This window comes from Sporosarcina sp. P34 (genome assembly GCF_002743375.1).
GTDB lineage: Bacteria > Bacillota > Bacilli > Bacillales_A > Planococcaceae > Sporosarcina.
In genome coordinates this window covers 25,959-38,401 of the sequence record NZ_PDZC01000008.1, presented here as the reverse complement: position 1 = coordinate 38,401, position 12,443 = coordinate 25,959, and the positions used below count along the sequence as shown (strand labels likewise).

General features: G+C 42.7%; 12 protein-coding genes and 1 tRNA gene. 6 read left to right on the top strand and 7 right to left on the bottom strand.

Features of this window, described 5'->3' with window-relative positions:
- Window positions 1-153: 153 nt before the first annotated feature.
- Window positions 154-303, bottom strand: coding sequence for a hypothetical protein (locus tag CSV63_RS16650; protein ID WP_099696030.1), 150 nt, complete (start codon window positions 301-303; stop codon window positions 154-156).
- Window positions 304-472: 169 nt separating this feature from the next.
- Window positions 473-1,393, bottom strand: coding sequence for a S66 peptidase family protein (locus CSV63_RS12035; protein WP_099696029.1), 921 nt, complete (start codon window positions 1,391-1,393; stop codon window positions 473-475).
- Window positions 1,394-1,743: 350 nt separating this feature from the next.
- Between CSV63_RS12035 and CSV63_RS12030 the strand changes: the two genes are divergently transcribed.
- A complete protein-coding gene (locus tag CSV63_RS12030) occupies window positions 1,744-2,517 on the top strand; it encodes a gluconate 2-dehydrogenase subunit 3 family protein (RefSeq protein ID WP_099696028.1) in 774 nt (257 codons plus the stop codon).
- A gap of 15 nt (window positions 2,518-2,532) precedes the next feature.
- Window positions 2,533-4,248, top strand: coding sequence for a GMC family oxidoreductase (locus tag CSV63_RS12025; RefSeq protein WP_099696027.1), 1,716 nt, complete (start codon window positions 2,533-2,535; stop codon window positions 4,246-4,248).
- A gap of 170 nt (window positions 4,249-4,418) precedes the next feature.
- On the opposite strand, the gene CSV63_RS12020 is transcribed toward CSV63_RS12025, so the two are convergent.
- On the bottom strand, window positions 4,419-4,682 hold the full coding sequence (locus tag CSV63_RS12020; protein WP_099696026.1) for a hypothetical protein: 264 nt from the start codon (window positions 4,680-4,682) through the stop codon (window positions 4,419-4,421).
- Window positions 4,683-5,044: 362 nt separating this feature from the next.
- On the opposite strand from CSV63_RS12020, the gene CSV63_RS12015 reads away from it, so the two are divergent.
- The 3 genes from CSV63_RS12015 to CSV63_RS12005 are packed head-to-tail and all read left to right on the top strand — an operon-like array spanning window position 5,045 to window position 7,721.
- The gene (locus CSV63_RS12015) at window positions 5,045-6,178 is read left to right on the top strand and encodes a betaine/proline/choline family ABC transporter ATP-binding protein (RefSeq protein ID WP_099696025.1); all 1,134 of its coding nucleotides are present in this window, start codon (window positions 5,045-5,047) and stop codon (window positions 6,176-6,178) included.
- The gene (locus tag CSV63_RS12010; RefSeq protein ID WP_099676217.1) at window positions 6,175-6,828 is read left to right on the top strand and encodes an ABC transporter permease; all 654 of its coding nucleotides are present in this window, start codon (window positions 6,175-6,177) and stop codon (window positions 6,826-6,828) included. The genes CSV63_RS12015 and CSV63_RS12010 overlap by 4 nt, the downstream gene beginning before the upstream one ends.
- A complete protein-coding gene (locus CSV63_RS12005) occupies window positions 6,825-7,721 on the top strand; it encodes a glycine betaine ABC transporter substrate-binding protein (protein WP_233192074.1) in 897 nt (298 codons plus the stop codon). Before CSV63_RS12010 ends, CSV63_RS12005 begins: the two co-directional genes overlap by 4 nt.
- A gap of 126 nt (window positions 7,722-7,847) precedes the next feature.
- On the opposite strand, the gene CSV63_RS12000 is transcribed toward CSV63_RS12005, so the two are convergent.
- Entirely contained in the window at window positions 7,848-9,152 is a 1,305-nt protein-coding gene (locus tag CSV63_RS12000; RefSeq protein WP_233192072.1) for an erythromycin esterase family protein, read from the bottom strand.
- Between the two features lie 49 nt (window positions 9,153-9,201).
- Complete coding sequence (locus CSV63_RS11995) at window positions 9,202-9,477, bottom strand: DUF2564 family protein (protein WP_099696023.1); 276 nt, start codon at window positions 9,475-9,477, stop codon at window positions 9,202-9,204.
- Between the two features lie 403 nt (window positions 9,478-9,880).
- Here CSV63_RS11995 and CSV63_RS11990 point away from each other — a divergent pair, with 403 nt between their 5' ends.
- Window positions 9,881-10,651, top strand: coding sequence for a polysaccharide deacetylase family protein (locus CSV63_RS11990; RefSeq protein ID WP_233192071.1), 771 nt, complete (start codon window positions 9,881-9,883; stop codon window positions 10,649-10,651).
- A 66-nt stretch (window positions 10,652-10,717) separates the two neighbouring features.
- Here CSV63_RS11990 and CSV63_RS11985 read toward each other — a convergent pair.
- Both CSV63_RS11985 and CSV63_RS11980 read right to left on the bottom strand, forming a co-directional pair.
- Window positions 10,718-10,789 (bottom strand) — tRNA-Asn (locus CSV63_RS11985).
- A 144-nt stretch (window positions 10,790-10,933) separates the two neighbouring features.
- A complete protein-coding gene (locus CSV63_RS11980) occupies window positions 10,934-12,385 on the bottom strand; it encodes an S-layer homology domain-containing protein (RefSeq protein ID WP_099696021.1) in 1,452 nt (483 codons plus the stop codon).
- Window positions 12,386-12,443: the final 58 nt, after the last annotated feature.

Sequence of the window (12,443 nt, the reverse complement as noted above, 5' to 3'; positions counted from 1 at the left end):
ACGAACATAGTTGTCCAACGATCGTGTTGATTGGATACAAAAAACTCCAAGCAATAAATGCCGAGAGTTTTCCATGTATGAATATGAAAAGTACGTGCTAGGTGTTAGTACATTTCAACAGAGTTCTCGAGCCATGCTAACACCTAATGTATCCTATTCATCTGATTGTTTTTGCTTTTTTTCCAAATACGCTGTACGAATTTTTTCCAGTTGCTTCTTTTTATCAAATTGCGCTGGCTTGTTCTTCTCATGATACTTTGCCACAGCCGCTTTACCTTTGCTATCCAATTGATACTTCCCCATATTATTCACCTACTATTCTTGTCGTCTTCGAAGACCATCTATTCAATCCATTTACGATATTTTATTTTCCCAAAGTAGACCTTCTTGCTTTAGTAGTATACCCTAAATTTTACGTATATAACTAAAAAATTATGATTGTATATAAATGAAGAGTATATGGTCTTGGCACCTACTTTACTACCGGCTCCATCACCGTCAACGTTCGGTTCACCGTATCCATTTGAACACTCGCCCCAATAGGTATCGTCGCTTTATAGTAGCTATGTGCGCTGGCCAAGTTCGTCAATAAAGGTTTGCCAAGTGGAACAAAAAATTCATTGATCAAATCTACGTAGCTTTTCCCGTAGGCTGATTCACAGTTCGTACATTGTCCCATAATAATCCCTGCACAATCATCAAACTTCCCGGCCATCGCCAAGTGGTTTACGTAGCGATACACCGTATTGATCGGTTCATGTGTTTCTTCCAACAAAAGAATTCTACCTTCCGTATTGATTTCATAGGATGTGCCTAACGTACCTACGAACGACGTGAGATTCCCCCCTACAATCGGTCCTGTAACCTTTCCTGGAACTAATCCAATCAGTGGAACTTCAGGTGGGTTCATAATTTGCCAAGGTGCCTTGATAGTTGATGTCGCTGTAAAAAATTGATTGAAATTATAAGGAGGCGTTCCTGGATTAAAGTCCAACAATAACAAACTTTGAAAACCGATGAGGTCGGCATATTCAAACAAAACATTTAATAAAACCGTGATGTCGCTATATCCCGAAACAATTTTCGGGTTTTGTTTAATGACGTTAAAATCAAGGAATGGTAGAATGCCTGCTACCCCGACTCCACCACGAGTAGGTAAAATCCATTTCACTTCCGGATTTGTAAACATCTTCATTAAATCCGAAGCCCTTTGGCGAGGAGTCGCCGCCAGAAATCCATTCGCGGAATACACATGCTCCCCCACCACGACTTTATACCCCATCCCTTGCAACATCCGAATCCCTTCTGTAATACGATTGGCCGCAAGCGGACTTCCAAGTGTTACAATCCCAACCGTGTCACCTCTTTTTAATTGTGGCGGTTTTGTAGCCATGAACTACTAGCTCCTCTCCCCTATAAGTAGCACAAACTTTTTCTTTTGTAATAGCATATGTTTGTGGACCTTTTTTGGGGACTGAGTGGGTTGCGGACTGTGTTGCGAACGGTACCTACTGTGAACGGTACCAGGTCCCCACACAATTCTAGTTCAATTCAGAATCGTTTCTGATTTGTGTGGGGACCTGGCACCTAATAAGCAATTTCAAAGATACCCACTTACAGGTTTGGGAGGAAATATATAGGGTAGAATAATAGTCACAATGGGCAAGTTAACCAGTACATATCAAGTCATCATATGAATTCAACAATGTCATAGGACCTTATATTAGAAAGGGAGTTTTTTTAATGGCAGATAAAGATAAACATCAAAAACAGGTACCAGATGGATCGAGACGAAACTTTTTAAAAAATTCAGGATTAACTGTTGGGGGCTTGGTTGTAGGAGGAACGATAGCCGGTTTACTAGGCGCCAACCCTGAAAATAACAACCAGGGCGTGAAGAATTCAGAAACCACTTCGCAAGGTTATAAGAATCCAAACGAGGCCTTAATGTTCTTTACGCCTGCTCAATACCAAACTACTCAAGCAGCGACCGAGCGTATTTTCCCTAAGGATGAGATTGGACCTGGAGCCAAGGAATTAAACGTAGCTATTTATATTGATCATCAGCTGGCTAGTCCATGGGGGATTAATGCAAAAAACTATATGTTAGGACCTTTTTATGAACCTGCGCCAACACAGGGGCCCCAATTACGCATTCTCCGAAAAGATATGTTCCGGTTAGGTTTGCAAGGGTTGGATGACTATAGTCAGAAAAAATATCAGAAGGTATTTACTGAATTAGAAGCGGAAGAACAGGATGAGGTGTTGGTGGACTTTGAGGAAGGTGAAGCCTTCCAACTCACTGCCGGTCTGTCTACTTCTGTTTTTTTTACTATATTGAAGACACTGACAATCGAGGGGGTCTATGCGGACCCGATGTACGGTGGAAATAAGGAGATGCAGGGATGGAAGATGCGCAATTATCCCGGAACCCGAATGAGTTATGCACAAGAAATAGTGGAAGAAAAATTTGTAAAGCTAAACCCAGAAAGTCTTCGTAGTCATATGGGTCAATAAATTAGGAGGTTGAATATGAGTAAAAAACTACCAAAGGTACCTGTTGTAATTGTTGGAATGGGATGGGCAGGCGGAATCATCGCCTCTGAATTAACGAAAGCAGGAATTGAAGTTGTTGGACTCGAACGCGGAAAAGAAAGACAAGTAAAAGATTTTCTAATGGTGCATGACGAACTTCGTTATCAGCACCGAGAAGATTTAATGCAAGACTTGTCAAAAGAAACTATCACTTCTCGTAATAATGGGAAAATGAAGGCTTTGCCCATGCGTGAATATGGAACATTCATCGTTGGAGATGGCACGGGTGGAGCGGGTACTCACTGGAACGGACAAACCTATCGCTTCCTCCCCTATGATTTTGAAATTAAAACGATGACCGAAAAAAGATATGGACCCAATAAAATCAAACCCGGTTATACGATTCAAGATTGGGGCATTACATACGACGAAATGGAGCCTTATTACGACAAGTTCGAAAAAATGGCTGGAATTTCGGGCGAGACGGTAGAACTGTACGGTCCCCGCAAAAATCCGTATCCTACAGGGCCAATGGTAAAAACCCCTATCATGGAAGATTTTGAAAAAGCTACAAAAAACCTTGGCTATACACCTTATGTTATGCCGTCCGGTAATTTATCTGAACCATATACGAATCCTGATGGTATTTCACGTGCTGCATGTCAATACTGTGCCTATTGTGAGAACTTCGGTTGTGAGTATGGAGCCAAAGCAGATCCAATCGTCACGGTAATTCCAGTGGCGAAACAAACAGGGAAACTTGATCTCCGTACGCATTCAAACGTAACGAAAATTATAAATGATGGAAAAAAAGCATCTGGTGTTATTTATGTAAATACCATTACAGGTGAAGAGTTTGAACAGCCGGCTGATGTAGTCGTCATCGCGAGTTATGTATTTAACAATGTGAGATTTTTGCTGAATTCAGGTCTTGGAAAGCCATATGATCCGACAACGGGTACCGGTTCAGTCGGCAAGAATTATTGTTACCAGGTAACAGCCGGTTCTTCTATCTTATTCTTTAATGACAAACAGTTTAATCTATACGGTGGTGCAGGCGCATTAGGTATCGAAATTCCCGAATTTACAGGTGATAACTTCGACCACACGGATGTCAATTTCATTCATGGTGCCGGTATTCGCGTTACACAATATGGGAATCGCCCGATCGCGAACAATACTGTTCCAAAAGGGACACCTTCATGGGGAGCGGAATTTAAAAAGCAATCGATTAAGTACGCGAATAGTTCATTCCCGGTTAAAATACAAGGTGCCAGCATGCCTCATGAGCAAAACTATCTGGATATAGATCCTACTTATAAAGATGCCTACGGTGTACCTTTGTTGCGTATGACATTTGATTATACTGATCAGGATAAAGAATTGGTGTCCTATATGGTAAAAGTGACTAGAAAAATTGCCGAAGAGATAGGTGCCGATCATATCGAGTCTATCGAAACACAAGGTGAATTCAATGTCAATAAAGATTCAAATACTCATAACACAGGCGGTGTCATTATGGGAGCTGATCCCGAAACATCCGCAGTTAATACGTACCTGCAAATGTGGGATGCTCCAAACGTCTTTGTTGTCGGCTCGTCCGCGTTTCCTCATAATAGCTGTTTTAATCCAACCGGCACATTAGGTGCTCTTTCTTATAGAGCAGCTGAAGGCATTCAGACGTATTTAAAGACAGGAGAGCCACTCGTTTAATATACCAAGTCCCTCGAATAAGGGTACCAGGTCCGCACACAACTCCACACAATTCTGAATTGTGTAGGGACCTGGTACCGACACACAAAAAAACTCCGCCAGTTTGTATAAACCCGCGGAGTCTTTTATGTAGAGCATATGGATAGTTTTGCACATACGTATCTGTGAAATTAGTTACTTGCGATATCTAAACACCATGTGAAATTTTCCCAAGCCGAATACCAGCCCGTGAAAAGCTCGTGCGAATCATCCCAACGAACCTCAAATTTCCTCTGACCGTCTACCTCTACCAAATATAGCGCCAACGTAGGGTCTTCCTTAGCTACCGCTAACCGCATACCGTTTTGCAGTTCTTCTTCCGTAAACGGCACATCTGACACCGATCGCAACTGCGCTTGCTCGAATACCTGCTTGTTACTAATTCTATAATTCATAAAAACCCTCCACGTTAACATTTATTCAGTATGTACACCCGTACCTCTCCAGTAATTTATAAGAGTACAGAAGTATATTTTATACGTATTTACTAGCGAAATCAAAGTTGAAGGACAAACTCTTCCAACAAAAAGTACCAGGTACGCACACAACTTCCGTCCAATTCAGAATAGTTTCTGAGTTGTGTGGGGACCTGGTACCCTATAAATTCATCCCTCCTTGAACATACTTTACTAATATGTTAAGGTAATTTGGTGAGTGATTTTCTGAATTCGTTAAGAGGCATCGTTCAGTGCTTAATTATCAATTTGGGAATCGTTTAAAAACAAGATTTTCTTTTCATTACATACAGGAGGTACTTATGCTTAAGTTTGAAAATGTTACAAAAATGTACGATGGTGGATTTCAAGCTGTGAAATCTGTCAACTTCGAGATTGCTAAAGGCGAATTACTTGTTCTGATAGGACCTAGTGGATCAGGTAAGTCGACTACAATGAAAATGATTAACCGAATTATTCCACACACAAGTGGAAAAATTTCTATCAACGGCAAAGATATCAAATCTTACAACGTCGCTGAACTCCGCAGAAATATTGGTTATGTCATTCAGCAAATCGGACTTTTTCCTCACTATACGATTGAAAAAAATATTTCTATTGTACCGCAACTTAAAAATTGGGATGAAAAAGAAATTACTACACGTGTACACGAACTACTTGAATTAGTCGGACTGGATCCGGAAATTTATGCTACACGTTATCCGAAAGAATTATCAGGTGGTCAACAACAACGTGTCGGAATTGCGAGAGCGCTTGCAGCAAATCCAGAAATCATTTTAATGGATGAACCGTTCAGTGCGCTGGATCCCCTTACACGTGAACAGTTGCAAGAAGAATTAATTAAGCTACACAAAAAATTAAAGAAGACCATTGTCTTTGTTACACACGACATGGATGAAGCATTAAAGATGGGCGACCGTATCGCCATTATGAAAGATGGCAATTTACTTCAGTTAGACACTCCAGAGAAATTACTACACGAACCCGCACACGGCTTTGTAGAAGAGTTTATGGGTAAGCATCGAATTATCCAAAATCCTGAACTGATGCCTGTTACAGAAATCATGGCAGAGAAGGTTGTCACGACCCGTTCTAGCATTTCTCCAGAACGAGCCATTTCGCTAATACGTCAACGAAAAATAACGGATCTTCTCGTTGTAGATGATCATAAGAAGCTACTTGGGATTGTTTCTGCTTATGATTTGATTAAAAATATGGACGGCATCCAAACCATCGATGAAGTGATGAAACCCGCAGTACCTTATTTAGTGGATACGGCAACGGCAAAAGATGCAATTATCATGATGGACACCTCACCGTTTGGCATGATCCCTATTGTCGATGAACATCATATACTTGTAGGACTCGTTAACCGCGGCTCCTTACTCTCTGCGATGTCTAGTCAATGGACAGATAAGGGGGGACGATCTACATGAATAATTTAAATATATGGCAACAACTTGTGGAACAAACTAAATTGCGATGGCCGGAAGTGCTTGAAGCGACCTCCATCCATATTCAACTCGTATTTTTCTCGATGATCCTCGCAGTACTTATTGCTGTAACGCTCGGAATTCTTATTACACGCGTACCTAAACTTAAAACTGGGGTCTTGGGTGCGGCAGGTATTATGCAAACCATCCCGAGTTTAGCTGTACTTGGTTTCATGATTCCCATTTTCGGAATTGGCGTGAAAACTGCAATTGCTGCGTTATTCCTTTACTCGTTACTGCCTATTATGCGAAACACATACACAGGGATTAAAGACGTGGATCCCGCCACAATCGAAGCCGCGCGAGGTATGGGTATGACGAGCAGGCAAATTTTGTTTAAAGTAGAATTGCCTCTTGCAGTCCCTATTATTATGGCCGGAATTCGAACAGCTGCAGTGATTAACGTAGGTAACGCGACTCTCGCTGCATTCATCGGAGCAGGCGGACTTGGAGACTTCATTTTCCTCGGCATTACACGTGGAATAGACGGATTGATTTTACTTGGGGCCATTCCAGCGGCGATCCTTGCGATTGCCCTTGAAACGTTCTTTAGCGCCGTTGAACGTTGGACGACGCCGGAAGGATTGAAATGATGGTGAAAAACAAACTAACACTATTGCTCGTCACGACCTTACTGGCTAGCCTACTCTCAGGCTGTATATTCAATGAAAAAGATTCCCTTAGACTCGGTTCTCGAAATAATACGGAAAGTATTATTTTGTCTAATATCATGGGACAATTAATTGAGGATCGGTTAGGTCTAGATATTCTTTACAAAGAAAACCTCGGCGGCTCATCTGTCGTCTGGAACGCCATGACAAATGACCATATCGACGTCATCCCTGACTACACAGGAACCATTGTCGTAACATATTATCAAGAAAAACCTGGTACGGCTGATGAAACATTAGCTGCGACCAAACGGCTCGTCGCCGGTGACAACATCACCGCGCTCGGTACATTCGGATTTAATAACACGTATACACTGGCACTGGATGAGGCGAAAGCTGAAGAGTTAGGCCTCGTGACGTTTAGTGATTTCGCTAAGGTTTCGAAGGACTTTACACTAGGCGCCGTGTTCGAGTTTATCGACCGACCAGATGGATTGCCTGGTTTCCAAAAGGAATATGACATCGCGTTTAAAGACGTTAAAGGAATGGACCACGGCATGATGTATCGTGCAATTGGTGCAAATGAAGTAGACGTCATAAACTCCTACACGACAGATGGACAGTTGGCGATTGCGAATCTACGTGTGTTAGAAGACGATAAATCGTACTTCCCTCCCTACCATGCACTGCCGTTAGTACGAGATGAAACGCTCAAAGAATATCCTGAACTTGAAGAAGTACTTGGTCTTCTCGAAGGTAAAATCGATGAGGAAGCCATGCAAATCATGAACGGAAAAGTCGATAATGACGGCATGATGGTTGAACTCGTCGCCAAGGAATTCTTGGTGGATAGTGGGTTAATTGAAGAAAAGTGAATAGAAACAGCGCATCCTCTTGTGTACGGTGAGGGTGCGCTGTTTTTTTGGCGGTACCAGGTACACACACAACTTCAGTTCAATTCAGAATAGTTTCTGAGTTGTGTCGGGACCTGGTACCTTCTCTTACCAGCTCAACGGCTTCAACGCAGTCGAGCGGTCGATATATAGGAAGGCGTCGTAGCGTTCACTAATGCGGGAGGGGACGAAGTTGCTTTGGGCATCGAACTCGGGATTGTAGACTACGCCGATAGCGCGGTGGCCGATCCATTCGTTAAACTGCTTTCGGTTTTCATCAGTGAACAACAGCATTTTGTCATGTGCGCCTGCTGCGTGCAATTGGCCTTCCCATGTATTAAAACGTGCAGGCGGTATGATCATTTCTTCCGGCATCTCTCCCCAACTGCTTCCTGCAATGACTGTCCCTTCATATGTGCCGAAACCAATCGCGTACGTATTGTCCTTACCATACTGCTCTCGGATCAGCTGGCCGACGTTTGTCAATCCATGGTCTATCATTGAAGTCGCCGATGCGTCACCGATATGGGTGTTATGTTCCCACACAATAATTTTGGCGTCTTTGCCGTAATAATTTTGTATGTCCCGAATTGCTTCTGCCATATGGGTGTCGCGAATATTCCATGACCGTTCATCATCCTGAAGCATCGCCCGGTAATAGGCTTCCGCATTTTTCGCTACGAGAGCGTTCATAGTTAGGTTCAAATCTTGCTCATTCGCGCGCGGATAGTGCTCTTCATTGGTTCGAATGGATGCCAGTAGGCTCGTTACCTCTGTCATGCATTCATCCGTGAAGTGGGCAGTAGACAAGGCATAGTGTTCGGGCATCCGATTATACGGTTCAAAACAGGAGAATGCTTTTTTGGCAAGTTCCAGATCGGCACCGTAGGATGGATGGCTTTCCAGGAAGTTCAGGACTTCATCGATAGAATCGTATAAGCTGTACAGGTCGATGCCGTACATGCCGACTGAGGAGTCTGAATCACGTCGCCTGTTTTCATTGGCCAGCCACGTGACAAATTCTTCAATTTCTTCATTCGCCCACATCCAAGACGGCCACCTGCTAAATGAATGCGACAGCAACTCGTTGAGGGAAGGCTGATCATTGTAGCCTTTGACGTAGCTGTTTATTCTCTGTACGGACGGCCAGTCGCCTTCCACAGCGATGGCAGCGAAACCCTTTTCCCGTATGAGGCGTTTTGAGAATTCAGCGCGCAATCGATAGAAATCAGAAGTTCCATGCGTTGCCTCACCAATCATCACAATCTGTGCGTCTCCTACCTCTTTCAGAAGCCGGTCAAATGCAGACGGGTCATCCAGCGAAATCGCCTGCTCTTTAATAGAGGCTACTAATTTTCTGGATATGGAAAAACCTCCTTCATGATAGTGTAAACATCCACGTATGTTACTCACGTAGATACCTGCCTTTTAAAGTAATGGGATGACTTAGGTCCATGATGGATTATTCGCTTTTATTCTTTTGGGCTTCATTCAATTGCTGTTTAATCAAATCTAAGTGCCCCTTATGTTGCTGAATCGTATCTAACTCACTGTTAAATTGCTCTGCATTCCTAAACGCGTTTTCAGCGCGCTCGATTGCATTAAACGCATGCTCGATGGCCATCTCTTCTGGATGAGACATCGCTTGTTTCACTGCACGATCTGCTTTCTCTACCGAATTACCAAAAAACGTGCCCGGATGATCCTTTTTCCAACTCGGGCCAGAATGCTTTGCCATATACTTCGCCTCCACCATGTAAAATAAATGATAACAAGCTTAGTATTGCAATTTATAGCGGAAGTATACGCAGGTAGGTACCAGGTCCCTACACAACTCTAGCTCAATTCTGAATTGTTTACAAATTGTGTGGGGACCTGGTACCGATACATACTTCTCCATGTACAGGAAACACTACTCACTAGAGAAGAGGTGATATAAACTGAAACGGATTTGGCTTATGTCTTTCATTGCTTGTATAGGAATACTTTACCTAGTACTTTTCACCAATCATTGGGGAGCAAATACGAATTTAGTTAGCACTGCCTCCGCATCTAAAAATGGCAAAGACAGACTGATAACCGAATTAGAATCATTCAGCGAGGCGCATCATATCTCCGCGGTGGATGCAAAGGTCGACAGAGTGTGGAAAGCCATCCCCGGCTACAATGGACTGGAAGTGGATCTGAAAGCCAGTTACAAGAAAATGAAAAAGACGGGTAAATTGGATGAATCAAAAGTCGTTTACAAAGAAACTTCCCCTTCTGTTCATTTGAAAGATCTAGTCCCCCACCCCATTTTCAAAGGGAATCCTGATAAACCAATGGTGTCTTTTTTAATTAATGTTGCCTGGGGTAATGAATATATTCCTGAAATTTTGGATGTACTGAAGAAGCATAAAATCCATGCTTCCTTCTTCTTCGACGGCAGCTGGGTAAGTAAAAATCCCGATTTAGCTAAATTGATTTATCATGATGGCCACGAAATTGGAAACCACGCATACAGCCATCCCGATTTACAGCAGAAATCAGAAGCTGAAACAATGGAAGAGTTAAAAAAGACAAATGATGTCATCATAAAAACACTCGGGATTGCATCGCCCAAATGGTTCGGTCCGCCAAGCGGCAGTTTTAATCAGCAGACGGTGGAAACCGCAAGCGGGCTAGGAATGCATACGGTTTTATGGACGGTAGATACAGTCGACTGGAAAAAGCCGGCGACTAATGAAATGGTGAAAAGAGTAGTATCGCAAGTGGAGAACGGCTCAATGGTTTTAATGCATCCGACTCAACCTGTAGCTGAAGGAATGGAAGATATGATTACACAAATCACACAGAAAGGTTTTCGTCTGGGGACCGTCAGTGAACTGATGAGTGAAAAGCGTGTGAACGGAACAGCATGGGATGATGAATGAGGTACCTACGCAAAACAAAAAAACTCTTCTGACCGCACATAGCCGGTCGGGAGAGTTTTTCGTGTACTCCAAAGGCAGGAATCGAACCTGCGACCGATCGGTTAACAGCCGATTGCTCTACCGCTGAGCTACTTTGGAAAAAGAGTTCATTTGCGCTATATAGTATGGACAGGAATCTGATATATATACATCGTTCGTACATTAACAGACCGAGTATCTGTGAGAAACAAACATATAGGTTTGTCTCTCACAGGTACCTAATTTTACTACGTTATCCTTCCATCAGTGATCCGGAAGCACTTTTGAAAACATGGAAACGTACATAATAGAACCCAGTTGTTCCACACTTACAGTTAATCCTGTAACGTGGTCAGTTTGGCAATATCCACCGATCCCGTCACAAATCGTCCCTTGATTGGTTATGTGTTCAAATTCCATTTCGACATAGCCTTCCTTCTTTCCAGTCGCACGGAAAGTATTCGTACCCGGATCACGTGTCACCGTCGCAATCTGTTCATGATTTTTTGTAATAATTTTATGTTGACCTATGTCAAACTTTTCATTTTCATCATAAACGGCAGAAGTTTTTTCTGGTAACGTACGGATTGTATAATAAAAGCTATCGTTCATTGCCTTTGCCTCCACTCCGTATCGTACTTCATCACCTTCTTTATAACGGATAGTGGCAATGTACTGTCCCGCTTTGTCAATTTCAAAACAAGTTTCATATATACCGCATGGTAGCAATTCCACACTGTCGGAAAGTTTCTTACCATCCATCGTAGAAAGAGAAATATTCTGAATCTCTTTCTCAAAAGACCAAATCTTCACTACTGTCGGCAGAAATTCATCCGTTTCCTTCAGTGTCAACTTCAGCTCACCATTCACTTCTTCGACATGCACATAGTATTTGATATATTCAATAGGTGCAAATTCTTTGGAAGTTACTCCACTTACAATCAAAGACCCCTTCCCTTCTTTTAAAGGGATTAATTGAATTTTATCTTTCGTATAGCCTTCTTTCCCTTTGACTAAAACAGCTGTAAATACATCTGTGTTCAATGTGTCTGCATGACTAGCTTCGAGTTTATTCCATCCGAAATCCTCAGCATCCAACGTCACGACATGTTTCGTATCCACCTCTTCAGTCGCTTTTAACATCTTCGCTGCCTGACCACGTGTAATAAATGCGTTGGGACTGAATGTAGTAGGCGTCGTTCCCGTGGTAATGCCTAGTTTGTAGATAATCAGTACGTCATTTGTAATTCCGCTCGGGTCTTTGAACGGATGATTTGTAGCTGCATCACGTGGCAAATCGAACGCTTTCACTAGAATTGATGCCATGTTCTTTCGATTAATTGGCTCATTCGGCTTATAACTGCCATCCGGATACCCACCGATGATCCCTTTTTCCGCCATCGCAGCAATTGCTTTGTAGAAGCCGTGCGATGATGAAACATCCGTAAAGCCTGGAATTTTGACGCTAGTTGTATCTAATTTGATCATTTTTGCGATAATCGCCGCCGCTTGTCCCCGCGTAATCGAATTTCCGGGCTTGAATGTACCGTCAGGATAACCTCCTATGATGTTACGTGCGGCCAACTCATTCACTGCCTCCGCAAAATGCTTTGACGAAGGCACATCAGAAAACCTTTGCTTATCAGCTGCAGCCGCTGACAAGGGTAAACTACAGGCTAATAAAAATACAGTAACTACTGCAAATAATTTCTTCATTTCTCTCATCCTCTCTCAACGTCCTAGTTTTCTGAAAATAGGTACCAGGTCCACACAC

Bases quoted from the DNA above. Each gene is read 5' to 3' on its own strand.
- CSV63_RS16650 (WP_099696030.1), bottom strand. From the start codon at position 303: ATGGGGAAGTATCAATTGGATAGCAAAGGTAAAGCGGCTGTGGCAAAG.
- CSV63_RS12010 (WP_099676217.1), top strand. From the start codon at position 6,175: ATGAATAATTTAAATATATGGCAACAACTTGTGGAACAAACTAAATTG.
- CSV63_RS11995 (WP_099696023.1), bottom strand. From the start codon at position 9,477: ATGGCAAAGCATTCTGGCCCGAGTTGGAAAAAGGATCATCCGGGCACG.
- CSV63_RS11980 (WP_099696021.1), bottom strand. From the start codon at position 12,385: ATGAAGAAATTATTTGCAGTAGTTACTGTATTTTTATTAGCCTGTAGT.
- CSV63_RS12020 (WP_099696026.1), bottom strand. From the start codon at position 4,682: ATGAATTATAGAATTAGTAACAAGCAGGTATTCGAGCAAGCGCAGTTG.
- CSV63_RS12015 (WP_099696025.1), top strand. From the start codon at position 5,045: ATGCTTAAGTTTGAAAATGTTACAAAAATGTACGATGGTGGATTTCAA.
- CSV63_RS12030 (WP_099696028.1), top strand. From the start codon at position 1,744: ATGGCAGATAAAGATAAACATCAAAAACAGGTACCAGATGGATCGAGA.
- CSV63_RS12025 (WP_099696027.1), top strand. From the start codon at position 2,533: ATGAGTAAAAAACTACCAAAGGTACCTGTTGTAATTGTTGGAATGGGA.
- CSV63_RS12005 (WP_233192074.1), top strand. From the start codon at position 6,825: ATGATGGTGAAAAACAAACTAACACTATTGCTCGTCACGACCTTACTG.
- CSV63_RS12035 (WP_099696029.1), bottom strand. From the start codon at position 1,393: ATGGCTACAAAACCGCCACAATTAAAAAGAGGTGACACGGTTGGGATT.